At 69.0% G+C, this 25,632-nt stretch carries 21 protein-coding genes and 1 riboswitch; of the genes, 14 read left to right on the top strand and 7 right to left on the bottom strand.

The window, feature by feature from the left end:
* Positions 1-54 precede the first annotated feature (54 nt).
* Together lysX and ACSDR0_RS13410 are read left to right on the top strand one after the other, a co-directional pair.
* Positions 55-1,557, top strand: coding sequence for a bifunctional lysylphosphatidylglycerol synthetase/lysine--tRNA ligase LysX (lysX, locus tag ACSDR0_RS13415; RefSeq protein ID WP_435289099.1), 1,503 nt, complete (start codon positions 55-57; stop codon positions 1,555-1,557).
* A 1,456-nt stretch (positions 1,558-3,013) separates the two neighbouring features.
* Complete coding sequence (locus tag ACSDR0_RS13410) at positions 3,014-3,214, top strand: LuxR C-terminal-related transcriptional regulator (protein ID WP_030905642.1); 201 nt, start codon at positions 3,014-3,016, stop codon at positions 3,212-3,214.
* Between the two features lie 86 nt (positions 3,215-3,300).
* Here the strand turns inward: ACSDR0_RS13410 and ACSDR0_RS13405 are convergent, their stop codons facing one another.
* Positions 3,301-4,350 carry an NlpC/P60 family protein gene (locus ACSDR0_RS13405; RefSeq protein WP_435289098.1) on the bottom strand — a complete coding sequence of 350 codons (1,050 nt, stop codon included), beginning with the start codon at positions 4,348-4,350 and terminating at the stop codon, positions 3,301-3,303.
* Positions 4,351-4,355: 5 nt separating this feature from the next.
* A riboswitch (cyclic di-AMP (ydaO/yuaA leader) is annotated at positions 4,356-4,503 on the bottom strand.
* Positions 4,504-4,839: 336 nt separating this feature from the next.
* Here ACSDR0_RS13405 and ACSDR0_RS13400 point away from each other — a divergent pair.
* From ACSDR0_RS13400 to ACSDR0_RS13380, 5 genes are all read left to right on the top strand, one after another.
* On the top strand, positions 4,840-5,493 hold the full coding sequence (locus ACSDR0_RS13400) for an amino-acid N-acetyltransferase (protein WP_435289097.1): 654 nt from the start codon (positions 4,840-4,842) through the stop codon (positions 5,491-5,493).
* 219 nt (positions 5,494-5,712) lie between these two features.
* Entirely contained in the window at positions 5,713-6,849 is a 1,137-nt protein-coding gene (locus ACSDR0_RS13395) for an RDD family protein (protein WP_435289096.1), read from the top strand.
* Between the two features lie 1,294 nt (positions 6,850-8,143).
* On the top strand, positions 8,144-8,476 hold the full coding sequence (locus ACSDR0_RS13390) for a histone-like nucleoid-structuring protein Lsr2 (protein WP_012895497.1): 333 nt from the start codon (positions 8,144-8,146) through the stop codon (positions 8,474-8,476).
* Positions 8,477-8,755: 279 nt separating this feature from the next.
* Positions 8,756-11,263, top strand: coding sequence for an ATP-dependent Clp protease ATP-binding subunit (locus ACSDR0_RS13385; RefSeq protein WP_435289095.1), 2,508 nt, complete (start codon positions 8,756-8,758; stop codon positions 11,261-11,263).
* A gap of 375 nt (positions 11,264-11,638) precedes the next feature.
* Positions 11,639-12,589 (top strand): TIM barrel protein, encoded by a 951-nt coding sequence (locus ACSDR0_RS13380; protein ID WP_435289094.1) that lies wholly within the window; start codon positions 11,639-11,641, stop codon positions 12,587-12,589.
* Between the two features lie 171 nt (positions 12,590-12,760).
* Here ACSDR0_RS13380 and ACSDR0_RS13375 read toward each other — a convergent pair whose 3' ends face one another.
* On the bottom strand, positions 12,761-13,681 hold the full coding sequence (locus ACSDR0_RS13375; RefSeq protein WP_435289093.1) for an A/G-specific adenine glycosylase: 921 nt from the start codon (positions 13,679-13,681) through the stop codon (positions 12,761-12,763).
* A gap of 98 nt (positions 13,682-13,779) precedes the next feature.
* On the opposite strand from ACSDR0_RS13375, the gene ACSDR0_RS13370 reads away from it, so the two are divergent.
* Complete coding sequence (locus ACSDR0_RS13370; RefSeq protein ID WP_435289092.1) at positions 13,780-14,451, top strand: hypothetical protein; 672 nt, start codon at positions 13,780-13,782, stop codon at positions 14,449-14,451.
* A gap of 28 nt (positions 14,452-14,479) precedes the next feature.
* On the opposite strand, the gene disA is transcribed toward ACSDR0_RS13370, so the two are convergent.
* The 5 genes from disA to ACSDR0_RS13345 form a co-directional block, all read right to left on the bottom strand.
* On the bottom strand, positions 14,480-15,565 hold the full coding sequence (gene disA, locus ACSDR0_RS13365; protein WP_435289091.1) for a DNA integrity scanning diadenylate cyclase DisA: 1,086 nt from the start codon (positions 15,563-15,565) through the stop codon (positions 14,480-14,482).
* Positions 15,566-15,742: 177 nt separating this feature from the next.
* Entirely contained in the window at positions 15,743-17,146 is a 1,404-nt protein-coding gene (gene radA / locus ACSDR0_RS13360) for a DNA repair protein RadA (RefSeq protein WP_435289090.1), read from the bottom strand.
* Between the two features lie 92 nt (positions 17,147-17,238).
* Complete coding sequence (trxA, locus tag ACSDR0_RS13355; protein ID WP_435289089.1) at positions 17,239-17,553, bottom strand: thioredoxin; 315 nt, start codon at positions 17,551-17,553, stop codon at positions 17,239-17,241.
* Complete coding sequence (locus ACSDR0_RS13350; protein WP_435289088.1) at positions 17,550-17,930, bottom strand: MerR family transcriptional regulator; 381 nt, start codon at positions 17,928-17,930, stop codon at positions 17,550-17,552. Before ACSDR0_RS13350 ends, trxA begins: the two co-directional genes overlap by 4 nt.
* A 149-nt stretch (positions 17,931-18,079) precedes the next feature.
* Complete coding sequence (locus tag ACSDR0_RS13345; RefSeq protein WP_435289087.1) at positions 18,080-18,778, bottom strand: class I SAM-dependent methyltransferase; 699 nt, start codon at positions 18,776-18,778, stop codon at positions 18,080-18,082.
* A gap of 162 nt (positions 18,779-18,940) precedes the next feature.
* Here ACSDR0_RS13345 and ACSDR0_RS13340 point away from each other — a divergent pair, with 162 nt between their 5' ends.
* The 6 genes from ACSDR0_RS13340 (at position 18,941) to ACSDR0_RS13315 (ending at position 25,150) form a co-directional block, all read left to right on the top strand.
* Positions 18,941-19,750 (top strand): sugar phosphate isomerase/epimerase family protein, encoded by an 810-nt coding sequence (locus ACSDR0_RS13340; RefSeq protein WP_435289086.1) that lies wholly within the window; start codon positions 18,941-18,943, stop codon positions 19,748-19,750.
* Positions 19,747-20,379, top strand: coding sequence for a TetR family transcriptional regulator (locus ACSDR0_RS13335; RefSeq protein WP_435289085.1), 633 nt, complete (start codon positions 19,747-19,749; stop codon positions 20,377-20,379). Before ACSDR0_RS13340 ends, ACSDR0_RS13335 begins: the two co-directional genes overlap by 4 nt.
* 285 nt (positions 20,380-20,664) lie before the next feature.
* Positions 20,665-22,815 carry a (Fe-S)-binding protein gene (locus tag ACSDR0_RS13330; protein ID WP_435289084.1) on the top strand — a complete coding sequence of 717 codons (2,151 nt, stop codon included), beginning with the start codon at positions 20,665-20,667 and terminating at the stop codon, positions 22,813-22,815.
* Between the two features lie 167 nt (positions 22,816-22,982).
* On the top strand, positions 22,983-23,777 hold the full coding sequence (locus ACSDR0_RS13325; protein ID WP_435289140.1) for a hypothetical protein: 795 nt from the start codon (positions 22,983-22,985) through the stop codon (positions 23,775-23,777).
* Positions 23,774-24,850 carry a glycosyltransferase gene (locus tag ACSDR0_RS13320; RefSeq protein ID WP_435289083.1) on the top strand — a complete coding sequence of 359 codons (1,077 nt, stop codon included), beginning with the start codon at positions 23,774-23,776 and terminating at the stop codon, positions 24,848-24,850. Before ACSDR0_RS13325 ends, ACSDR0_RS13320 begins: the two co-directional genes overlap by 4 nt.
* An 18-nt stretch (positions 24,851-24,868) precedes the next feature.
* The gene (locus ACSDR0_RS13315) at positions 24,869-25,150 is read left to right on the top strand and encodes a metal-sensitive transcriptional regulator (protein ID WP_089210077.1); all 282 of its coding nucleotides are present in this window, start codon (positions 24,869-24,871) and stop codon (positions 25,148-25,150) included.
* The last annotated feature ends 482 nt before the right edge of the window (positions 25,151-25,632 follow it).

Here is a 25,632-nt window from a genome sequence, read left to right as displayed (position 1 = left end):
TGCCGGACAGGCGGCGAACTCACGAGGTTCGCCACATCGGTACCCTTTGGAACTGTGACCGATGACGTGACCAACCCCGCCGAGGATCTGCCCGAGCAGATGCGCGTGCGCCGGGAGAAGCTCGACCGCCTCCGTTCCGAGGACGTCGACCCCTACCCGGTGAACTTCCCGCGCACCGCGACCAACGCCGAGATCCGCCAGAAATACGCCGATCTCTCCGCTGACACCGCGACGGGCGACAAAGTGGGCGTCACCGGCCGCGTGATGCTGTCCAGGACCGGCGGCAAGCTCTGCTTCGCCACCATCCGCGACGGCTCCGGCGACCTCCAGGTCATGATCTCCCTGGACAGGGTGGGCGAGGACTCCCTGACCGCGTGGAAGCGCGACGTCGACCTCGGCGACCACGTGGGCATCGAGGGCGAGGTCATCACCTCCCGCAGGGGCGAGCTGTCCATCCTCGCCGAGCGCTGGGTGATCACGGCGAAGTGCCTGCGCCCGCTGCCGGAGAAGCACGCCGGGCTCACCGACCCCGAGGCGCGGGTCCGCCAGCGCTACGTCGACCTCATCGTCAACGACGAGGCCAGGAAGATGGCCCGCACCCGCAGCGCCGTGGTCCGGGCCGTCCGCGACTTCTGGCACGAGGAGGGCTACCTGGAGGTCGAGACGCCGATGCTCCAGCCGATCCACGGCGGAGCCACGGCCAGGCCCTTCAAGACCCACATCAACGCCTACGACATGGAGCTCTACCTTCGCATCGCGATCGAGCTCTACCTCAAGCGGCTGGTGGTCGGCGGCCTGGAGAAGGTCTTCGAGATCAACCGCAACTTCCGCAACGAGGGCGCGGACTCCACCCACAACCCCGAGTTCACGATGCTGGAGGCGTACGGCACGTATCTCGACTACAACGACATCGCCGACCTGACCCAGCGGATGATCCAGAATGCCGTGGTGGCCGCCCTCGGCCACTTCGTGGTCGTCCACCAGGGCCAGGAGATCGACCTCGGTCTGGCGAAGTGGCCGCGGATCACCCTGTACGGGTCGGTCTCCGAGGCGCTGGGCGAGGAGGTCACCACCGAGACGCCCCTGGAGCACGTCCGCAAGCTCGCGGACGCGCGGGAGATCCACTGGGACGCCAAGTGGGGCCAGGGCAAGCTGGTCCAGGAGATCTTCGAGGCCCTCGTCGAGCACACGCTCATCCAGCCCACGTTCGTCATGGACTATCCGCTGGAGACCTCCCCGCTGGCCCGCAACCACCGCGACAACCCGCTCCTCACCGAGAAGTGGGACCTGATCGGCTTCGGCACCGAGCTGGGCACCGGCTACTCGGAGCTGAACGACCCGATCGAGCAGCGCCGCCGCCTGACCGAGCAGTCCCTGCTCGCCGCGGGCGGTGACGTGGAGGCCATGCAGCTTGACGAGGACTTCCTCACGGCCCTGGAATATGCGATGCCGCCCACCGGTGGCATGGGCCTCGGCATCGACCGCCTCGTCATGGCCTTCACCGGCAAGAACATCCGGGAGACCATCCTGTTCCCGCTGGTCAAGCCGACCACCTGAGTTCCGCCGGCGGCGCGGAAGGACGTTCTCCCCGTACGGTGGCGCCGGGCAGTGCCCGGCGCCACCGCCACGAGGGCCGGCGCCGCTTTCGCGGGAGAGCGCGTCCCCGGCCAGAGGCGCCCCGAGGCAGGGACCGGACGAACGGCCAGGCAGCCGTTCAGGACCGGGCCGAGGTCCGGTCGAGAGCGAGCCGGGAGGGCCGCCGAGGTCCGGCCGGGTACGAATCGGGACGCGCAGGGGTCCGGGCGGGGGCGGGCAAGAGCCCTGGCACGCCGAGGTCCTGGCGAGGTCGGGAACGGGCCGGGGCGCTGGGGCCCGGTCAAGAACGGGCCGGGGCGCTGAGGCCCGGTCCGAGCGCGCAGGGAAAGGCGCCGGGCTCCGGCCTGGAGCGGGCCAGGGGGCGGACCGGCCGGGTTCGGTGAGCGTCCCGGGGCCCGGCTCGCAGCGCCCGCGTGTCACCGCGTGTCCTCGTCACCACCTTGCCGTCACCGCGTCCTTGTCACCGCGTCGCCGTCACCGCGTCGCCGTCACCACCTCGCCGTCACTCCTCGCCCTCACCGGCCGACGCTTCGCGCGGCCCCGCGCCGGTGGGCGCGAACCCGAGCGTGAGCCGCACGGCCGGGGTGCGGCGGAACGATTCCCGGATCGCCCCCGGGCCCTTCCCCGATCGCCTCCTGGCCGATTGCCGGTCGTCTTCGGGGTCCCCGTGGAGGCGGCTCGGAGCGCCGTGGCGGAGCGGCGCCGAGGGCCCGTCCCCGCGGGTCCGCAGGGACGTGGATCGCGGTGGGCCCCGTACGGTGTGCGGGTGAGGCCGGGACGGGCGGGGTGAACCCCACGGCCTGGAAACGGCCGTCGCGCCCATGGCCTTCCGTAATGGCGGGCGCGTTTCCGTACTGTTCAGAAATCCCTTTCAAGCATGTCCAATATCGTTCGGCATCCGGTCGTTGCCGCGTGATACTTCGCGAATGCCGCAAAGCTGATCTCTTGACCCTCATATTTCCGTGTTTTCCGTGGGGTGCCGTCAAGGCGGTAGATGGCCATGGTCGCCGAAGAGTATCGGGAAGGGATCGGTTTTTCCCGAGAAATGCGGGCGGGCCGGATCCCCGAGGGGCCGGCCCCGGGAAGCCCGGCGGGGCGGCGGTTCTGGCGAAACCTTGTTCTGCCGGGACTTCGATCGCCGCAGCCAGGGGGTGCTTGCCGGCTGGTGCCTCGGCTCGGTCATGACATAGCCGCAAAGGCACTGACATATCATGAGTACTTCACGTAGCGCCTACTATGTCAATACTGGACGCACGCTATGAAGAGCGGAACTTGACGACCTTTGAACAAGGCGTTTACCGTTCCTGGCGGACGGTATTCATTTCCGGCGTCTCGCACCCGGTTTCCAGAGTGGGGGGAGTGACTCTTGATGGCATATCCAGAAGTGGATTCACGCCATGGCGACAGCCCCCTGGGCATGAGCGATATCGGTCTCAGCGACGACGACCTCGTGCTGCTGGCTGAGCTCGCCAAGGGTGTCACGGTCGATCGGGTGGGTCGTCGCCTCGACATCAGCGGCCGGACCGTCAGGCGCAGGCTGAGAGGCATCTGCGACCGCATCGGCGTCGCCACGGCGATCGAGGCCGTGGCCTGGGCCGCGCGCCGCCGCCTGATCTAGCGCACCGCCGCGTGTCCGGCAGGTCGGGCCGGACACGCGTGCGGGCCGGACACCTGTGCGACCCGGCACGCGGGTTCCGGCGGGTTCTAGCCGGCGATGCGGACGCCTCCGGCGAAGGGCCGGTTGTCGATCGTGGCGATGTGGACGACGTCACCCGTCTGGGGAGCGTGGATCATCAGGCCCGCGCCGATGTAGATCCCGACGTGGTGCAGGTCGTTGTAGAAGAAGACCAGGTCTCCGGGGCGCAACTCCTTCCTGGAGACATGGGTGCCCGCGGTCCACTGGTCGCCGGTGTAGTGCGGCAGGCTGATGCCGACCTTCTGGTAGGCCCACATGACCAGCCCGGAGCAGTCGAAGGAGTTGGGCCCCTCGGCGCCCCAGACGTACGGCTTGAGCTGCTGGGTGAGCGCCCAGCGGGTAGCCTCCGCGGCCTTGCCGCTGCCCACGATGGGCACGTTGGTCCTCACCCGGGCGCCCCTGTTGCTGACGGCCCTGGTGCGCACCTCGCTGAACAGGTCGCTCTCGACCCGCGCGACCAGCCGCTCGATCCTGGTCCGGTTGCCGTCGATCTCCGTCAGGAGCTTCTTGACCTCCGAGGTCCTCGCCTTGGCACTGGCCTGCGCCCGCTCGGCGGCCTCGATCGCCCGGGCCACCTGGGCGACCTCCTCGCTCTGCTGCTGCTGGAGCGCGTAGTTGGTGGTGGCCTGGTCGAGGAAGGTGTCGGGGTCGGTCGCCTGGGTGAAGGCGAGGCCGGAGTTCAGGCCGCCCGACATGTAGGTGCTCTGCGCCAGGAGGGTGGCCTTGGTGCGACGGGACGCCAGTTCGGACTCGCTCGACGCGAGGATCTTCTTGGCGCTCTCCGCGGCCCGCTGGGCCTGCCTGAGCTTGACCCGCTCGCCGTTGTACCGCTCGGCCAGGGTGCCGATCTCCTCGTGCAGTTTCTCGGCCTGCTTGGCCAGCTGCTGGAGGCTGGGCTCGGGATCGGCGGTGGCCGCCACCAGCGGGGTGCCGAGGGTCAGGGTGGCGAATGCCAGGCCGATGACCGCCATGCGGCGGCGCAGCCCTCGCGACGCGCGTTCTCGACGGCGGGCGTCGTCGCCCGCCTGGTTTCCTCCGCGGTCGCGCGTGCGCTTCACCAACGGGCTCCTCTCCTCGGCCGCCTACCGGGTTAGCTGACGGGTTCGGGCCGGAGGCAGCCCTACCGGGTGCGCCGGTGGCACTCGGATTCACCCCGGAGGACGTGGTGGGTCCCCGGTTCCCCGCGGTGGAGGATTCGGCGGGTCAGGCTTTTTACGTCTCTGACATCGAGCACGGAGATTAGTGCACCCGTGGTTCCTGCTCAACCAGAACTGCGAATTCAGTAGAGGTTTCGCAACTGAAATGTCACGGAAAGATCACACGTCAATATGATCAACATGGCCATTACGCTGGCTTTACCTCGCGGGTGGCGGGTGCGGCGGAGGTCTTCCCAGGTCCGGGACCGTGCCAAAGGTGAGCTGTGGCACAGGGGAGGCGCCGCGCGCTCACCGTGGTAAAGCGATCACCAACGGTCATGTGAGGGCGGTGAGCTGCGAGTTAAGGATGAGCCGTAATTGAAGACCGGCGAGGACGTACGCTGAACGGTCATGGAGCAGCTTGCTGAGCATTCTCCCGTCCCGGTCGTTCGCGCCCCCGACGGCGGGGAGCGGGGCACCGGATCCGAGGGGGCGGAGCGTGGCTCGCCCCTACCCGTGGCGGGCCCCGCGGTCACGGTCCGCCGTGCCCGCACCCCGGACGTCCGCGCCATCAGGCGGCTCGTCGACACCTACGGCGGTGTCGGCCCGCGCCTGCTGGAGAAGGCCACCGTCACCCTGTACGAGGACGTCCAGGAATTCTGGGTCGCCACCGACGAGGAGGGCGCGGTCATCGGCTGCGGGGCGCTCCACGTCCTCTGGGAGGATCTGGCCGAGATCCGCACCGTCGCCGTCGATCCGACCCGCAGGGGAATGGGAATCGGCCACCGGATCGTCTCCGCGCTCATTCGCACGGCCGTCGAGGTGGGCCTGCGCCGGGTCTTCTGCCTGACCTTCGAGGTCGACTTCTTCGCCAGGCACGGTTTCCGGGAGATCCAGGGAACGCCCGTCGCCCCGGAGGTCTACGCCGAACTTCTCGCCTCCTACGACGAGGGGGTGGCGGAGTTCCTCGATCTGGAGCACGTCAAGCCCAACACCTTGGGAAACACCCGGATGCTGCTCCACCTGACACGCGAGCCCGACTCACATGACTTTAGAGCTGACTGATCGGAAAGGTGACTGTCGATACCTATGTCGATACCTTGTGCAGCAGCAAGCATGTGCGTCTGACATTTGCCACATGCGCAGTCTAAGTGAGGTGACGCGGTGAGCACCGGACAGCCGCCGTATCCACAGGATGATCCCGACCGCGATCGCACACCGTCGGGGCACCCGGATTACGGACAGCACAACGCGGGTCGAGCCGCTGGCGAACTCGACCCCGACGTGACAGTTGTGGGATATCGGTCGGAGGCCTCACAGCCGAACACCGGCCCAGGACAGAGCCAGCCCGGCTACGGCCAGCAGGGCTACGGGCAGCAGCAGTACGGCCAGCAGCAGGGCTACGGCCAGCAGTCCGACTACGGGCAGCAGGGTTACGGCCAGCAGCAGGGCTATGGCCAGCAGGGTGGGACCGGCGCGTACGGGCAGCAGGGTGGGACGGGGGCGTACGGGCAGCAGCCCGCCTACGGCCAGCAGGCGTCCCACGAGCAGCCCGGTTACGGCCAGCAGCAGGGGTACGGCCAGCAGGGTGGGACCGGCGCGTACGGGCAGCAGGGTGGGACGGGGGCGTACGGGCAGCAGCCCGCCTACGGCCAGCAGGCGTCCCACGAGCAGCCCGGCTACGGCCAGCAGTCCCAGCCCGGCTACGGGCAGCAGCCGGGTTATGGCCAGCAGCAGCCCGACTACGGGCAGCAGTCCCAGCCCGGCTACGGCCAGCAGCCCGACTACGGGCAGCAGCAGTACGGCCAGCAGCAGGGCTACGGCCAGCAGCCCGACTACGGGCAGCAGGGCTACGGCCAGCAGCAGCCCGCGTACGGGCAGCAGGGCTACGGCCAGCCGTACGGCGGTCCCCCCGGGGCACCCGCGCCGCTCGCCGAGTGGTGGCAGCGCCTGGTGGCGAGGATCATCGACGGGATCATCCTGGCGATCCCGCTGTTCATCATCACCGCGGTGATGACCGCCGTGCTCGTGTCGCCCCCCACCTTCAACGGCACGACGGTCACGGAGGGGAGTGGTGTCTTCCTCGCCACCCTCCTCACCGCGCTGGTCACCGCGGCGATCTACGTGGCCTACGAGTTCTTCATGCTCAGCCGGGGCGGCCAGACGGTGGGCAAGATGGTCATGGGCATCAAGGTCGTGCCGATCGGCAGCGCCCTGCCGCCCGGCGGGCTCAGCTCCGACGTCGGGATCAAGCGTGCCGGGGTGCTCTTCGGCCCGCAGTTCCTGAGCTGGATCCCGTTCCTGGGCATCATCTTCAACATCTTCAGTCTTGTGAACGTGCTGTGGCTGCTGTGGGACAAGCCGCTGCAGCAGGCTCTGCACGACAAGGTGGCCGGGACGGTCGTCGTCAAGATCAAGTAGTTCCCTGAATAACGGGGCCGGCGGTTCAACCGCCGGCCCCGTTTTCGTGCGCGGGTGAGAAAACGAGGGTCCATAGGGACCCCGTAAGGGTCACGGGGTCCGGGGGCCGCGGAAGCCGCAAAACCATTTGCCGCGTCCTGAGCAACGCGGGGGAACTTATGACCGAGTCTCGGCCCGCTCGTCGGAATATTCGCGTACGGTGCCCACAACGGGCTCACAGCCGCCCGTGGGTCTCCTATGAGGCGTCAATGCCGGATCCGCCGCCGTCGGGGGTTCGCGCACTACTCGCCGAATGGCCGACCCGTCCTGCCTCCGGCATCCTCGGCGACCCCACGCCGGATTCTCTTCTTCGCCTTCCACCGTGTGTTCAGGGCGGCCGGTGAAGGCCTTCTTAGGGCTCCGGATCGGGGGCACGTGGTGTTGGCGGGGTTGTCCGAGGGGCCCATCGTCTTTGGTGGTTATACGGTCTACGACTATGTACTCCGTGCCAGAGCGGGTCGTACTCTTGACGAGAAAGTGTTGAAGATCCGTCTTGTTCCATACGCTTGTGTCACATCGGCCCACACCGGGGTGATGAAGCGAGCGGCTCTCCGTCCGGGTGTTCTGCCGGCGGTGGGCATTCCCGTGATGAACCCGCTCGCGGCGATCTCCGGTTCCATGGCCGGGTGCCGTTCATCACGGCGGACAGGCCCCTTCATCAGGGGTTTCGTCACGGGGAGGTCGATGGCGCGGCGGCCGGGAACCCGGCGGGCATTGGTATTACGGAGACGGCGATGATCACCCGATCGTCCTGTCGGTTTTTCCGCACGGCTTTACGACTGCAACCGGTAAGGCGGCTGGAGAGAAGCATTAGGCTGGACAGAGACGGGCATGGTCGCCCCTGCTGACACGTGTCGCCGGCCGGTGGCGCTATGGTCATCTGTGGGCGGTTCCGGACCGATCGGGCGCGCCCGTGCGGCCCGGGAGTCGCCGCCACATTTCCATGGTCCCCAGAAAGCCACCCACGGTGCGGAGCGAGGACGAATGTACGACGTATTGTCCGCGTTGATACCCCCGGCGGTCGTCGGCGGGGCCTTCATCTTCGGAGTCGTCAAGCTACTTCGGAGTGAAGCCGTCGGCCGGCGTCCGGCAAAACGACCTGACCCGGAGTCACAGAAGAGCTGATCCACGCGAGGCTCGACTGGGAGTCTCGGGTTGCCTGTGAGAATCGCCGGGCTCCTGGAATTGCCGCTCTTCGATCGCGGGTATATGTTTAGCTTGCGAATGAAACAATACCCGCGAAAGGATTGTGTAGATGGCCAAGCAGATCCAGGAGATTCTCATCGACGACCTCGATGGGGGCGAGGCCAATGAGACTGTCGCCTTCGCGATTGACGGCACCAGCTATGAGATTGACCTGAGTGACGTTAACGCGAAGAAGCTCCGCGACTCCCTGTCGCCTTTCGTGCAGAGCGCCCGTCGTTCCGGCGCCCTGGCTCCCCGCCGCCGCCGCGCAGGCGGAGCGCGGGCACTCACGCGAGAGAAGAGCGCCGACATCCGGGCGTGGGCGAAGTCTCACGGCCTTAATGTCAGCGAGCGCGGTCGAATCGCCTCCAAGATCGTCGAGCAGTACGAAGCGGCTCACTAGATCGGCCCAGCAGATCGAGTGAATCATGCGGTTATGGCGGTCACGGTGGGGTCCGGTGGCGGCCATGACCGCATGATGCGTTTCGCTGGTAGACAAACGTCGTTCGCTTGCGGCGTAGCGGGAACATCCCACCCCTCGTAAGTAGTTGGATGGAGGGTGAACGCCCTGCTCTCGGGGAACGTCTTCTGCATAGAGCGGTCGCCGGGTCGGGGCTACCATGCGGGATGACAGGGCTCGGATATCCCGGACCTGCCTGACCGCTCTGTGAGGAGCGACGAGATGTTCGAGAGGTTCACCGACCGCGCACGGCGGGTTGTCGTCCTGGCCCAAGAAGAGGCCCGGATGCTCAACCACAACTACATCGGTACGGAGCACATTCTTCTTGGCTTGATCCATGAAGGTGAAGGCGTTGCCGCCAAGGCTCTGGAGAGCCTCGGCATCAGTCTTGAAGGTGTGCGTCAGCAGGTCGAGGAGATCATCGGCCAGGGTCAGTCTGCGCCGTCGGGGCACATTCCGTTCACCCCGCGTGCCAAGAAGGTCCTTGAGCTGTCGCTCCGCGAAGCCCTGCAACTAGGACACAACTACATCGGCACCGAGCACATCCTGCTCGGCCTCATCCGTGAGGGCGAGGGCGTCGCCGCCCAGGTGCTGGTGAAGCTGGGAGCCGATCTCAACCGGGTCCGCCAGCAGGTCATCCAGTTGCTCCACGGCTACCAGGGCAAGGAGCCGGCCGCCGCGGGCGGTCCGACCGAGGCCGCACCGTCGACCTCCCTTGTGCTGGACCAGTTTGGCCGCAACCTGACCCAGGCGGCCCGCGAGGGCAAGCTCGACCCGGTCATCGGCCGGGAGAAGGAGATCGAGCGGGTCATGCAGGTCCTGTCCCGCCGGACCAAGAACAACCCGGTCCTGGTGGGCGAGCCCGGCGTCGGCAAGACCGCCGTCGTGGAGGGCCTGTCCCAGAAGATCGTCAAGGGCGAGGTGCCGGAGACGCTGAAGGACAAGCAGCTCTACACCCTCGACCTGGGCGCCCTGGTGGCGGGTTCCCGTTACCGCGGTGACTTCGAGGAGCGGCTGAAGAAGGTCCTCAAGGAGATCCGCACCCGAGGCGACATCATCCTGTTCATCGACGAGCTTCACACGCTCGTCGGCGCGGGTGCCGCCGAGGGCGCGATCGACGCCGCCAGCATCCTGAAGCCGATGCTGGCCCGAGGCGAGCTGCAGACCATCGGGGCCACCACCCTCGACGAGTACCGCAAGCACCTGGAGAAGGACGCGGCGCTCGAGCGACGCTTCCAGCCGATCCAGGTGGCCGAGCCCAGCCTCAGCCACACGATCGAGATTCTCAAGGGCCTGCGCGACCGTTACGAGGCCCACCACCGCGTCTCCATCACGGACGGCGCCCTGGTGGCCGCCGCGCAGCTGGCCGACCGCTACATCAGCGACCGGTTCCTGCCGGACAAGGCGATCGACCTCATCGACGAGGCCGGCTCGCGCATGCGCATCCGCCGCATGACCGCGCCGCCGGACCTCCGCGAGTACGACGAGAAGATCGCCAACGTGCGGCGCGACAAGGAGTCCGCGATAGACGCGCAGGACTTCGAGAAGGCCGCCGCGCTGCGTGACCAGGAAAAGCAGCTCCAGCTCAAGCGCGAGCGCCGCGAGAAGGAGTGGAAGGCCGGCGACATGGACGTCGTCGCCGAGGTCACCGAGGAGCTCATCGCCGAGGTCCTGGCGACCGCCACCGGCATCCCGGTCTTCAAGCTCACCGAGGAGGAGTCCCAGCGACTGCTCCGCATGGAGGACGAGCTGCACAAGCGGATCATCGGTCAGGACGACGCCATCAAGGGTCTGTCCCGCTCGATCCGCCGTACGCGCGCCGGTCTGAAGGACCCGCGCCGTCCGGGTGGTTCGTTCATCTTCGCCGGCCCGTCCGGTGTCGGTAAGACCGAGCTGTCCAAGGCGCTGGCCGAGTTCCTGTTCGGGGACGAGGACGCGCTGATCATGCTGGACATGTCGGAGTTCATGGAGAAGCACACCGTCTCCCGTCTGTTCGGCTCGCCTCCCGGCTATGTCGGATACGAGGAGGGCGGTCAGCTGACGGAGAAGGTGCGGCGCAAGCCGTTCTCGGTCGTCCTGTTCGACGAGATCGAGAAGGCCCACCCCGACATCTTCAACTCGCTGCTGCAGATCCTGGAAGACGGTCGCCTGACCGACGCCCAGGGCCGGGTGGTCGACTTCAAGAACACCGTCATCATCATGACGACGAACCTCGGCACCCGCGACATCTCCAAGGGTCAGGGAGTCGGCTTCGCGAAGAACAACGACGCCGAGTCCAACTACGACCGGATGAAGTCCAAGGTCCAGGAGGAGCTCAAGCAGCACTTCCGGCCGGAGTTCCTCAACCGTGTCGACGACATCGTGGTCTTCCACCAGCTCACGCCGAAGGAGATCATCCGCATCGTCGACCTGATGCTGGCCCAGGTGGGCCTGCGTCTGAAGGACCGCGACATGGGGATGGAGCTCACGCAGGAGGCCAAGCAGCTGCTGGCCGACCGTGGCTACGACCCGGTGATGGGCGCCCGCCCGCTCCGTCGTACGATCCAGCGCGAGCTGGAGGACACCCTGTCCGAGAAGATCCTGTACGGCGAGCTTCGCCCCGGCCAGATCGTGAAGATCGCCATCGAGGGCGAGGGGGAGAACGCGAAGTTCACCTTCATCGGTGAGAACGCGCCCGTCGACCAGGTTCCCGACTCGGCCGCCGCCATCGCGGAGCCGATCCAGAACTAGGACCGACCAGGCATGGCCTGATCAGGCAGGGAGCAGACCCCGCCGTGAGGAGACTCACGGCGGGGTCTGCTTATTTGTTACCAAAGACGGTATCTCGCCACGACAGGTAGTACTACACTCTGTAGAGCGAGTTCGGTTAATCCCACCCAGACGATCTCAAAGTTGTACTGACTGCGGTGAGAGCGGTATCGAGGTCAGCCCAGCGACGTACCGAGGAATCAGCTCCGGGAGTGACGTGGAGCTCGGTGCCCGCGCGGGATGCTTCAGACGACCGGGTCGAGCTCCCGACAGGGAGAGCTCCGGCTCACGCCGCCGTCGACGACCGGCGCGGGGCTATCGGGGACGCTTACACGGAAGTACGCCTTGGAGGCACGCATGCGTTTACGGCACGAGGACGGGACACTCGTTCACCTGGCCTACAACGCGGGCGTGCACCCCGCGGAGGATCTGGAAAACCTCATCGCCCACCTGACGCGGTACGCGGTGCCGGTGCGCAAGCGCCTCGGGGTGGAGCGCATGGGGGTGGGCCTCTGGCTCTCCCCGAGCGTCGCCGACCATCTCACCGCCGACAGGATCGAGCTGGTGCGCCTGCGCCGCTCCCTTGAGGAGCGCGGCCTGGAGGTCGTCAGCCTCAACGGCACCGGCGGCAGGAACCAGGAGGTCCCCGGTCCCGACTGGGCCAAGCCCGAGCGTTACCGCTACACGATGGCCCTGGCCAAGATCCTGGCCTTCCTGCTCCCGCAGGACGTCCGCTTCGGAAGCATCTCCACCATCCCCATCGGCTGGCGCCGCGACTGGCCGGCCGACCTGCACTCGATCGCCTCGCGGCGGCTGGAGCGCCTCGCCCGCGAGCTGCGCGGGCTGTACAGCGTCACCGGCAAGACGATCAGGGTCGGCTTCGAGCCGTGGCCCGGCTGCGTGCTGGAGACCACCAAGCAGGCCCTCGACCGGGTCGGCGGCATCGACTCCGAGCACCTCGGCATCTGCTTGGACGCCTGTTACCTCGCGGGCGGCTCCGAGGAGCCCGGTGCCGCCCTGCGCGGCCTGGCGGACGCCGGAGCCCCCGTGGTCAAGCTCGGCCACGTGCACAACCACATGGCCGCCGCCTGCCAGGAGCTGCCCAGCACCCGGCCGGTCCTGGAGGACACCCTCACCGCGATGCTCTCCGGCGCGGTGAACGGCACCGCGCACATCGAGGTGGAGACGCACGATCTGGCCGTGCCTCTGAGGGCCAAGGGCCCCGGCGCCCTGGTCAACATGATCGCCGAGGAGCTCGACTGGGCCCGCACCAGCCTCACCGCGCTCGGCTTGCGCCTCGCCGCCTGACCTCTCTCGCTCGCCGGTTCGCCGGGTTCGCGGCGCGGCGGCGGGAGTCTTCCCCGTCGTGTACGGAGGCCCCGACGGGGAAGGCCCCGGCCGGCCTGCCCCCGGCGGGGAAGGTGACCTCGCCGCTCCCGGCTCGGCGGGAGAGCGCCCCGGGGGCGGGCCGCGCCCTTCTCAGCCGGGGAGGCGGTAGGAACCGTCGTCGAGGACCTCGGCCAGGCCGTCGGCCACCAGGCCGTCGAGGGCCCGCTCACGCTGCGGGGCGTCGTCCCAGACCACGTCGAGCGCGTCCTTGGGCACGGCGCCGTGGGCCTGGCGCAGCACCGCGAGGAGGCGGCCGCGGCACTGGCGGTCTGTCCCCGCGTATGTCTGCCCCTTGCGTGCCGGGCCGTCGTAGGCCGGTTTGCCCGCCAGGCGCCAGGCGCACAGGTCACTGATCGGGCAGTCGGCGCAGCGGGCGGCGCGAGCGGTGCAGACCAGGGCGCCCAGCTCCATGACGGCGACCGCCCAGACGGGGGCGCGGTCGGCGTCGGGCAGCAGCGAGGCGGCGAGCCTGCGCTCGGGGGGCGTGGTGGCCTTCGGCGGATACTCCTGGCCGCTGACGGCCCGTGCCAGGACCCGCCGCACGTTGGTGTCCAGAACCGCGTGGCGGCCCTTGAAGGCGAAGCTGGCGACCGCGGCGGCGGTGTACTCGCCGACACCGGGAAGCGCCAGCAGGGCGTCGTGGCCGGTGGGGACCTCTCCGCCGTGCCGGTCGGCGATCGCGCGGGCGCACGCGTGCAGGTTCAGTGCCCGGCGGGGGTAGCCGAGGCGGCCCCAGTGGCGTACGGCCTCACCGGGGGACTCGCGGGCGAGGGAGGCGGGTGTGGGCCAGCGCTCCATCCACTCGGTCCAGACGGGCAGCACCCTGACCACCGGAGTCTGCTGCAGCATGATCTCGCTGACCAGGATCGACCAGGGGGAGGCGCCGGGCGTCCGCCAGGGAAGGTCGCGGGCGTTGCCGGCGTACCAGTCGAGGACGGGTTCGAGTAAGCGGTTCGGCTCGGGCACCTTTCGACGATAGTGCGGCCCCGGGCACCCTTGGCCCGTCTTCACCTGCCTTCACCCGCCTCTGACCCGTGGCCGGAGGCCGAAACAGGCCGGAAGCGGCGGGTCGCCCGCTGTGGCTCGCAAGGACTAACCATACTGACCGTATGGATCCTGACACGTTCCGTAGCGATATCGGAGTCGACATCTACTGGCGGCGCCGGATGGCCGCGCTCGTCGGTGTGCTCGTGGTGGTCGCCGTCGTGGCGTGGGCCTGCTCGTCGACGAGCGGGCCGGATGACGTCAGGGAGAGAGACTCGGCCGCCCGGCAGGAGACGCCGGACCCCCTGCTGACCGTCCCGCCGACCGTGACGGTCACCCCCTCGGCGTCCGCGAGCCCCACGCCCACCCCGGGGGTGACCAAGGCGGCCGCCAGGCCCAGGCGGCCCGGCGAGGCCTGCGCCGCCCCGCAGCTCGTGCTGAGCATGGAGGGCCAGGGAACGGTCTACCCCCCGGGCATCCGGCCCCGGTTCGTCCTCACCCTCGTCAACGTCGGCAAGGTGATGTGCACCACCGACGTGGGGCCGCGCGCCATGGAGATGCGCATCACCTCCGGTACCGACCGCGTCTGGTCGTCCTCCGACTGCGTCAGCGGCGAGACCGCCAACGTCCGCGAACTCGCCCGGGGCATCCCGTACGTCAAGGAGCTGGTCTGGGACCGCCGCCGGTCCGGTGACGGCTGCACAGCCGACCGCGCCGCCGCCCTGCCCGGCACCTACGTCGCGGTGGTCCACGCCCCGGGCCTGAAGAGCCGCAAGGCCGTCTTCCACCTGCGGTAGTCGCCGAGGGCCCGGCCGGCCGGGGACCTCAGACGTAGCGTTCCAGGATGGACGACTCCGCCAGCCGGGACAGGCCCTCGCGGATGTGGCGGGCCCTGGCCTCACCCACCCCGCCCACCTCCTGGAGGTCGCCGATGCTGGCCGCCAGGAGCTTCTGCAGGCTGGCGAACTGGTCGACGAGACGGTCGACCACCGTGCTCGGCAGGCGCGGGACCTTGGCCAGCAGGCGGTAGCCCCTGGGGCTCACCGGCGTCTCCAGGGCGTCGTTGCCCGAGTGGCCGAGGATCTGGGCGACGACCGAGAGGTCGAGCAGCTCGGCGGAGGAGAGCTGGTCGAACTCGTGCAGAGCCTCGGCGAACTTGCGCGGGCGGCGGCCCGCCGTGGGCAGGTAGTCGCGCACGATCAGCTCCCGGTCGCTCTCGGTGCCGGCCACGAGCTCGTCCAGCTGCAGGGAGAGCAGCCGGCCGTCGGTGCCGAGCTCGACCACGTAGCCCGCGATCTCCTCGGAGATGCGCCTGACCATCTCCAGCCGCTGGGCGACCACGGCGATGTCGCGGACCGTCACCAGGTCCTCGATCTCCAGCGCCGAGAGCGTGCCGGAGACCTCGTCCAGACGGTGCTTGTAGCGCTCCAGCGTGGCCAGGGCCTGGTTGGACTTGGACAGGATGACCGCCGACTCCTCCAGCACGTAGCGGATGCCGTCGAGGTAGAGGGCGATGATCCGCATGGACTTGCTGAGGGAGATGACCGGCACCGACGTTTGCAGGGCCACGCGCTGGGCGGTGCGGTGCCGGGTGCCGGACTCGTCGGTGGGAATGGACGGGTCGGGCATCAGGTGCACGGCCGCCCGCACGATCCGCAGGTCGCCGGAGTTGAGGACGATGGCGCCGTCCATCTTGGCCAGCTCGCGCAGCCGGGTCGCGGAGAACTCGACGTCCAGCTCGAAGCCGCCGCTGCAGATCTCCTCGACCGTCTCGTCGTATCCCAGCACGATCAGGCCGCCCGTGTGCCCGCGGAGAATGCGCTCCAGCCCGTCGCGCAGAGCGGTGCCCGGCGCGACCGCGGCCAGGATGGCTCTACGGCGCTCGTCGAGTCCTTTGTAGGTTGCTGCCACATGACCCCCGTGGTCTGCGTATAACGCTCAGCTTACCGGCGAAGGCCCCGCGCGTTCCGGAATCGGCGGATGCCACGCGCCGTACGGCACCCGTGACGCGCCGCACCGGTGCCGGGCGCCCGGCCATGTCCCGTACGGCGCCCCTGACGCGTCGTGCCGGCGCGGGCGGGAGGCGTCTCAGGTGACGTGGGTGAGGGCATCCCAGACGTTCTCCGCCTCGACGACGTCGAAGCCGGGCGCGAAGGGCGCGCCGCGGCCGGCCACGGGGACCAGGGAGTGGTCGCCGTTGCGCTTCTTGCCCGTCTCGAGGGAGCCCGCGGGGACCAGCGCCCGGGTGAAGCCCAGCCGGGCGGCCTCCGACAGGCGGCGCCGCACGTCGCGCACCGGGCGCAGCTCTCCCGCCAGGCCCACCTCGCCGAGCACCACCAGGCCGGAGGGCAGCGCCTTGTCGCCGGCGGCGCTGGCGACCGCCAGCATCACCGACAGGTCCACCGCGGGATCGCTGAGCTTGATCCCCCCGACGGTGGCGGTGAAGACGTCGCACCCGCCCAGCTTGGCGTTGAGCCGCCGCTCCAGAACGGCCAGGACCATCGTCACCCGGTAGGTGTCGAGCCCGGAGGAGGAGCGGCGCGGCTGCTGGGCCTCGGTCCTGGCGACCAGGGCCTGGACCTCGGCCGGCAGCGGCCGGGTGCCCTCCAGGGTGACCGTGACGCACGTGCCGGGCACTGGGTCGGTGCGGTGGGAGACGAACAGGCCGCTGGCGTCGGCGATGCCCTCGATGCCGCTCTCGTGAAGATCGAAGCAGCCGACCTCGTCGACCGGGCCGTACCGGTTCTTGATCGCGCGGACCAGGCGGAGCCGGGAGTGCCGGTCGCCCTCGAAGTGGAGCACGACGTCGACCAGGTGCTCCAGGGTGCGGGGACCGGCGATCGAGCCCTCCTTGGTGACGTGGCCGACCAGCACGGTGGCCATGCCGCGCTCCTTGGCCAGCCGCACCAGGTTTCCCGCGACCTCCCTGACCTGGGTCACCCCGCCGGGCACGCCCGTCGCCTGGGTGGAGCCGATCGTCTGCACCGAGTCGACGATGAGCAGGTCGGGCTGGACCTTCTCGACGTGCGAGACCAACGCGCCCAGGTCGGTCTCGGCGGCCAGGTAAAGACGGTCCTGGATCGCGCCGATCCGGTCGGCCCTGATCCGCACCTGGGCGGCCGACTCCTCACCCGTGATGTAGAGGACCGTCTGCTGCCGGGCGATCTTGGCCGCGGCCTCCAGCAGGAGGGTGGACTTGCCGATGCCGGGCTCGCCGGCCAGCAGCACGACGGCCCCGGGGACCAGGCCGCCGCCGAGGACCCGGTCGAGCTCGGGCACCCCGGTGCCGCGCGCGTGCGCCACCTCGGCCTTGACCTGGCCGATCGGCACCGCCGGCGCCGACACCGCCCCGGCGGAGGCCACGCGCGCTCCGGCGGCCGCCGTCTCCTCCTCGACCGTGCCCCAGGCCTGGCACTCGCCGCAGCGCCCCACCCACTTGGCCGCCTGCCACCCGCACTCGGCACAGCGGTAGCCACCAGCCTTCTTCGCCATGGCCGCACGTTACCGGCAGGGGCCGACAACTTTCACCCGGTACGGCATGCCGCACCCGGTGAGAGCCGCGGGGACGGACGGCGCGCGTTCCGTCAGATGTGGCCTTCGAGGTCGGCCAGGAGCAGGCGCTTGGGCTTGGCGCCCTTGATCTGCTGCACCACCTCGCCGTCCTTGTAGAGGTTGAGCGTCGGCAGGCCGAGCACGCCGTACCTCGCCGTGATCTCGGGGTAGTCGTCGGCGTTGAGCTTGGCGATCGTGACGCGGTCGCCGTACTCGGCCTCGATCTCCACCAGGACGGGCGCGATCATCTTGCACGGCCCGCACCACTCGGCCCAGAAGTCGACCAGGACGGGCTTGTCGCTCCGCAGCACCTGCTCGTCGAAGTTCTCCGCGGTCAATGTGATCATGGTTCTCCCACTTTCCTCAGTACGCATCCTGGGCAGGCCGTGGTCAGCTGTGCCGCCACCTCCGCCCTCCGGGTGAGAAGCGTGCGGATCTCGTCGTCGATCTCCGCCAGCTTGCGCTGGTAAACGGCCACGGACTCCGGGCAGGACCCCCCGGAGTCGTGACCGGCCCGCAGGCAGGCCACGAACGGGCGGGCGTCGTCCAGGGTGAAGCCGACGGCGAGCAGCGAACGGATCTCGGAGACGAGTCTGAGATCCGCCTCCCCGTACTCCCGGTAGCCGTTGGCCGAGCGCCGGGCCGTGATCAGCCCCTGCTGCTCGTAGTAGCGCAGCGCCCGGGTGCTGACACCCGCCCGCCGTGCCAGCTCACCGATCCGCATCCGGCCCTCCCCATGACACGACGATAGACCTTGACATCAACGTCAAGGTCAAGCCCCCGTCCCGTTGTTCCCGGCCGGGCCCGCGGAGGCCGCCCGTGCGACACCGGCCGGTGTCGCGAGGCCCGTACGACCGTGTCCGCGGAGGAGGTTCAGAACAGCTTCCAGCGCAGCACGTTGGGGTAGGCGATCTCCAGGCCGGGGGTCTCGGCGATGGCCCGCTCGGCGACCGCGGGGGTGAACTCGATGCGGAGCACCGCCTCCAGGTCGGCGCGGCGCTCGAAGGACATGCGCAGGTCGAGCTTGTTCGTCTGCCAGCCCTGGCGGTTCCAGAAGCTCTCGACGGACCTGGCCGAGTACGCGGGGATGGACTGGCCGAACCAGCGGCCGAAGGCGCCGCGGGTGGTGTCGATGTCGATCACGAAGGCCGCGCCGCCGCGCCGCATCACCCGGGAGAGCTCGGCCAGGCCCGGCTCGCATCCGGGGCCGAAGAAGTACGCCCAGCGGGCGATGGCCACGTCCACGGAGGCGTCGGGCAGCGGGAGGGCCTGGGCGGTGGCGGTGTGGATCTCGACGTTCCGCAGGGTGCGGCAGCGGCGCCTGGCCAGCAGGACGAGGTCCTCGTGCGGCTCCGCGCCGATCACGCGGGTGGCCGTGGCGGCGAGGGCGGGCAGGTGGTAGCCGGTGCCGCAGCCGACGTCGAGGACCGTCGCCCCGGTCCACGACCGGATGGCCGCCATCGCGGCCTCGGCGCGCCCCTCGGGATCCACCGCCCGGTTCTCCAGCTCGTAGGTCTGGGGGGTGTTCCAGATGTTGGGGCTGGGGATGGCGCCCCGCAAGAACCTCGGCATGCCTTCACCGTAATGGTGTGATCTCGGGCGCGTCGGTGGTGGCGGACAGCACTGCTCTCCGGACCCGCTTAGGCTGGCAAAGGTGAGCGACTTGAGCGAGTGGGCCGGTCGGCCCGGCGATGTTCGCGAGTGCGCGCTCCGAGCCGGAGACGAGGAAGCGGTATGAGCGTCCGTGTATCCAGCGCGAAGATCGCGCTGTCCACCGCGTCGGTGTATCCCGAACGTACTCCCGACGCCTTCGAACTGGCCGCACGCCTGGGGTACGACGGCGTGGAGATCATGGTGGGCGCCGACCCCGTGAGCCAGGACGTCGACGTCCTGGAGCGGTTGTCGGACCACTACCAGATGCCGATCCTGGCCATTCACGCGCCGTGCCTGCTGGTGACGCAGCGTGTGTGGGGCAAGGACCCGTGGGCCAAGCTCGAGCGCGCGCAGCGCGCCGCCGAGCGGGTCGGCGCCAGGACGGTCGTGGTGCATCCCCCCTTCCGCTGGCAGCGCGACTACGCGCGCGACTTCGAGGTCGGCCTGGCCCGGATGCGTGAGGAGACCGACGTGGTCTTCGCGGTGGAGAACATGTTCCCGCTGAAGGCCAGGGGCAACGAGGTCGTCCCCTACTCCCCCGACTGGAACCCGGTCGACTACGACTTCCCGCAGGTCACGCTGGACCTGTCGCACACGGCGGTGTCCGGGTCCGACGCCCTGGAGATGTTCACCAAGCTCGGCGACAGGCTCGCCCACCTGCACCTGGCCGACGGCATGGGAGTGCCGAACAAGGACGAGCACCTGGTTCCCGGGCGGGGCGGCCAGCCGTGCGCGCCGATCCTGGAGCGGATGGCGGGCAACGGCTATTCCGGGCTGGTCGTGCTGGAGATCAACACGCGCAGGGCGACCAGCCGCTCCGAGCGGATCGACGACCTCACGGAGGCGCTGGCCTTCGCCCGGCTGCACCTCGCGGCCTCCACCCCCGCATGAGTGAGCCCGTCGTGAGCACCCCGGCCGGGAACGGGTCCTCCACGGGGGCCAGGAGGCGTCCGGGGCGCAGGCCGGGGTCGGCCGACACGCGGGGGCAGATCCTCGCGGCGGCGCGTGAGACCTTCGCGGAGAAGGGGTTCGACAAGGCGACCATCCGGGGCATCGCCCGGCAGGCGGGGGTGGACCCGGCGCTGGTCCACCACTACTTCTCCGGCAAGGAGGGGATGTTCGTCGAGGCGATGGAGCTGCCGATCAACCCCGAGAACGTCCTCGGGGTGCTCATGGCGGGGCCCCGCGAGGAGGTCGGTGAGCGGCTGGTCCGGCTCATTCTGACGATCACCTCGGAGGCCGAGGCACGCCAGCCGGTGCTGGCGCTGGTCCGCACCGCGATGACCAACGAGCGGATGGTCGTCATGATCCGCGAGTTCATGACCCGGGCGGTCCTCAACCGGGTCGCGGAGAGCATGGGCATCCCGCTGATCCGGATGGAGGTGGCCTTCGCGCAGATGTTCGGCGTGATCCTGATGCGCTACGTCCTCAAACTGGAGCCGCTGGCCTCGGCGGACCAGGAGGAGCTGGTGGAACTGCTCACCCCCACGATCCAGGGCTACCTCGCCCCGCCCCGGTAGCCTTCCCTTCGCGTCCAGGCCCGCCCACCCGGGTCTCCCGACCCGTTCCAGGTCCCCCGTTCAGGCCCGTCCCGATGTCCCGGCGGTCTTCCCGGTCATTTCGACGCCGCCGGGAGGCGTGCAGAGCATTGTTCTGGGAACGGTGTGGACCATAGGGTGACCACGGTCGCCGCGGGTCCCGGTACGAAGAGAAGTTACTCATCGGTAGGATTCGGGGAGACCCCTTGTCATCGTGGATGACCGGCGGTCGTACGCTGGCAGCCAACGCCGTCTGTGGGAGGACCCGTGCTCTGGGTAGCGATCATCGGGCTGGTCATGACAGCCGTCGCGGTCGCGCTTGCCGCGCGCCGCGTGTTGTTCCTGTACAAGCTCGCCACGATCGGGCCCTCCGCGCCCGAGCGCGTCGAGTACGCCAGGACCCACCTGGGTGAGGAGATCAAGGCCCAGCTGGTCGAGGTCTTCGGGCAGCGGAAGCTGCTGAAGTGGACGGCGTCGGGCGTCGCGCACTTCTTCGTCATGTGGGCGTTCTTCATCCTGGTCACCGTTTATGTGGAGGCGTACGGCGCGTTGATCCAGGGGGCCGTCACCGGCACCCCCGACTTCCACATCCCGCTCGTCGGGACGTGGGCGATCCTGGGCTTCCTGCAGGACTTCATCGCGGTAGCCGCCCTGATCGGCCTCCTCGCCTTCGCGATCATCAGGATCAAGAACTCGCCGAAGAAGCTGGGCCGCAGGTCCCGCTTCTTCGGGTCGCACCTCGGCGGTGCCTGGCTCGTCCTCTTCATGATCTTCAACGTGATCTGGACGATGCTCCTCTTCCGCGGCGCGGCGGCCAACACCGGCAACCTGCCGTACGCCTCGGGGGCGTTCGCCTCCGACGGGGTCGCCGCCCTGCTGCGCCCGCTGGGCCCCTCGGCCAACGAGATGCTCGAACACGTCGGCCTGCTCCTGCACATCGGCGTCATGCTGGTGTTCCTCGTGATCGTGGTGAACTCCAAGCACCTGCACATCTTCACCGCGCCGCTGAACGTGGCGTTCTCCCGGCGTCCCGACGGCAACGGCCCGGCCCAGCCGATGCGGATCGACGGCAAGATCGTCGACTTCGAGGACGAGGAGCTCGACGGAGACAGGCTCGGCCGGGGCAAGATCGAGGACACCACCTGGAAGGGCTTCCTCGACTTCTACACCTGCACCGAGTGCGGGCGATGCCAGGACCAGTGCCCGGCCTGGAACACCGACAAGCCGCTGTCGCCGAAGATGCTGATCCTGGAGCAGCGCGACCACGCCTTCAAGATCGCGCCGTACCTGACGGCCACCGAGGAGCAGCGCGCGGGCTTCCACGAGGACGTGCTGGCCCTGCTGGACAAGCCGCTGGTCGGCGAGGACGGCGTCATCCACCCCGACGTGCTGTGGTCCTGCACCAACTGCGGCGCCTGCGTCGAGCAGTGCCCGGTCGACATCGAGCACATCGACCACATCCTCGACATGCGCCGCTACCAGGCGATGGTGGAGTCCAACTTCCCGTCCGAGGCCGGCGTCATGGTCAAGAACCTGGAGAACAAGGGCAACCCGTGGGGGATGTCCGAGACGAAGCGGGCCGACTGGATCGAGGAGCTCGCCGGCCGCGAGGTCGACCCCATCGAGGTCCAGCTCATCGACGAGAAAATGCCCGACGACACCGAATACCTCTTCTGGGTCGGCTGCGCCGGGGCCCTGGAGGACCGGGCGAAGAAGACCACCAAGGCGGTCGCGGAGCTGCTGCACGTCGCGGGGGTCAAGTTCGCGGTGCTCGGCCCGATGGAGGCGTGCACCGGCGACCCGGCGCGCCGGCTGGGCATGGAGTATCTCTTCGACATGCTGGCCAAGCAGAACATCGAGACGCTGAACGAGGCCGGGGTCAAGAAGATCGTCGCGACCTGCCCGCACTGCTTCAACACCCTCGCCAACGAGTATCCCCAGCTGGGCGGCACCTACGAGGTGGTGCACCACACCCAGCTGCTGGCCAAGCTCGTGGACGAGGGCAAGCTGGTCCCGGTCACGCCGATCGAGGAGAAGATCACCTACCACGACCCGTGCTTCCTCGGCCGCCACAACAAGGTCTACTCCCAGCCCCGCGACATCATGGCCAAGGTGCCCGGGGTGAAGACCCAGGAGATGCACCGCCACAAGGACCGCGGCTTCTGCTGCGGCGCCGGCGGCGCGCGGATGTGGATGGAGGAGCGGCTCGGCAAGCGCATCAACACCGAGCGCGTGGACGAGGCGCTGACCACCGAGCCGGACACCATCTCCACGGCGTGCCCGTTCTGCCTGGTCATGCTCGGTGACTCGATCAACGAGAAGAAGAACACGGGTGAGGCCAAGGAGACGCTGGAGGTCGTCGACGTCTCACAGCTGCTGATCAAGTCGATCAAGGGCCAGCCCGTCGAGGCTTCCTGACACCCGATCGCTCGCCGTCAGAAGGGACATCTTCCCGATGTTCCTTCTGACATAGGGTCAAGTCAACGGGAAAAGGACGTCAGGTCCGAAAACCTTTCTCCACATAACGGGAAAATCACGGTAACCTCAACGTCGCGTAGCTCATTCAACGGGGAGGGGGCTTGACGATGCCCGTCGTCGTCAGCGATGCCGAGGTTACCCTGGCCGATGTTCTCTCACTTCGGCTGGCCGTCGACGAGCCTCTGGCCGACGGCACCGAACTGGTCCTGCGTAACCGGGCCACCTCGGTCGAGAGCCGGGTGCCGCTGGGCACTCCGGACGTACAGATGCGCGAGGCGGAACTGGCGGTCTCGCTCGCCCCGCTCGAACTCGGTCCCGGCCGCTGGGACACCTACCTGCAACAGGGCACGGCGCGCACGCGGCTGCGCAGCGTCGATCCCGGATTCTCCCTCGACCACCTCGACGCGTACGCGCTGAGCCGCCGCACGCTGGCCTACCGCGCCTACCGGACCCGCAACGGCTTCCTGGCGCTGAAGGTCGACGACGCCCGGCCGGCGGCGGAGGTCCGTTCCGTCTGGTTCAGGGAGGGGCGCTTCGAGGTCACCGGGCTGCTGGCCTTCACCGGCCTCGACGACGACGAGGCGCGGCACGAGGCGAAGCTTGCCCTGCGCCGCAGCCGGCCCGACGCCGAGCTGACCTCTGTTGCAACGGTCCAGGGCGTGCGCTTCCACGCCGCGCTCTCACTGTGCGACGTGCTCGCCGCCGCCCCCGACCAGACCGGCACCTGGGAACCCTCGCTGGAGGTACGCGGCGTGGCCACACCGCTCCGGCTGGGCTCCCGGCTGGACGACGTCGACGGCAAGCGCCGCCGCCTGCACTATCCCGCCGCGCAGATCGACGGGGTGCCGATCCGTCCCTGCTACACGGCGGACGACGAGCTCAGGATCGAGGTAGGCGGGTGAGGATCTGCCTGCTCACCCCCTCCGTCTACGGCATGCGCGGTGACGTCCGCTCGATCGTCAACCTCGCGGGAGAGCTGGCAGAACGTCACGAGGTCGAGATCGTCAGCGTCCGCCGCCAACGGGAGAAACCGTTCTTCCCGGTGGCGGCCGGCGTGACGCTCTCCTGGGTGGTCGACGCCCGGCCGGGGGTCAGGTACCTGCTCCCGCGGGGCCAGATGCGCACCGAGGTCGCCCTCTGGCGGCGGCTGCGCGGGCTGCGGGCCGACGTGCTCATCAGCACCCGGCCCGGCCTGAGCGTCCAGGCGGCCAGGCACGTGCCGCGCGACGTCACGCGGATCGCCCGCGAGTGGGGCCGGCCGCCGGTGCCGGGGCCGATCAGGAAGTTCTACCCGCGCCTGGACGCGGTCGCCGCCGCCACCGAGACGAGCCGGCGGGAGTGGGACGACCTGCTGGGCGGGAACGTCCCGGTCAGCGTGATCCCGGACGCGCTGCCAGCCGGGCCGTGGCCGCGCTCGCGGATGGACAACCGCATCGTCGCCGCGGGAGGGCGCCTGGTGCCGGTGAAGGCCCACGACCGGCTGATCCGCGCGTTCGCCGTCGTCGCGGGCAAGCGCCCCGACTGGCGGCTGCGCCTGTACGGCGGTGGCCCGGAGGAGAAACGCCTGCGCGCCCTGGTCGGCGACCTCGACCTGCACAACCACGTCTACTTCATGGGGACGACCTCCGACCTGACCGGCGAGTTCGCCAAGGCGTCGATCGTGGCGACGACCTCCAGGACGGAGGTGCTCGGGATGACCGTGATCGAGGCGATGGCCAGCGGGGTGCCGGTGATCGCGTTCGACGCTCCCCGGGGCCCGGGTGAGTTCGTGGCCGACGGGCGGAACGGGGTGCTGGTCGCCGAGGGGGAGGACGAGATCGAGGCGTACGCGTCCGCGCTGCTCGCGCTCATCGACGACGAGCGGCGGCGCAGGGAACTGGCCGCGGGCGCCCTGGAGGTCGCGGCGGGCCACGGCGCGTCCTCGGTGGCCGACCGCTGGGAGAAACTGATCGCGGCTACGTCCCGCCGTGCCTGACACCGGTACCGTTGGGACATGCATGGGTACAGCGGTGACAAGCAGGCTTATCTGACCCGGTTACGGCGCATCGAGGGGCAGATCAGGGGCCTGCAGCGGATGGTCGAAGAGGATGCCTACTGCATCGACGTGCTGACCCAGGTCTCGGCCGCCACACGGGCGCTCCAGGCGGTGGCGCTCGGCCTCCTGGAGGACCACATCGGGCACTGCGTCGCCGACGCCATCAACACCGGGGGGCCGGAGGCGGAGGAGAAGGTCAAGGAGGCGTCTGCCGCGATCGCCCGTCTCGTCCGTTCGTGACTAGTCACATGACTATCTTTTCCGACCACGTCCCGGACCCCGTTGGAGGGTCCGGGACCAGGTCTTGGAAACGGTTCTTCCCGAGGCTTCAGCAAACAGCCGAAGCGCTCAATCCGAGCGCGTTGTCGAGCTCCACCAAGGTGAGGGGCCGTTCGCTGATCGCGACGGCGGACAGCACCTCGGCATAGAGCGCGATCTCGTCCAACGCGACACGGTCGTGGACCCTAGAGTCCAGGTCGTCGTGCCCCACCGCGTCGTCCTTCCTTCCGCAGCCCACACCCACTTCGAGGTTACGGCGGGCGGTCATCGGTGCCCATGGCCCATCGGGACCATTCCTCGCCCCGCCCGGCACGTCCTCACGGGGGATCATTTCCCGTTTACGAGATCACAATTCAGCTAATTGTCTGATGCGTGGGGGGCTAGAAGGATATAGGGAGAGTAAGGATGAAATAACTCTATTTGTGGTTTAAGCATACTGGCGC

This window comes from Streptosporangium sp. G11 (assembly GCF_051192615.1).
GTDB lineage: Bacteria > Actinomycetota > Actinomycetes > Streptosporangiales > Streptosporangiaceae > Streptosporangium.
Note: the sequence above shows the minus strand (reverse complement) of the source record. Positions and strands in the feature narration are given on the sequence as shown.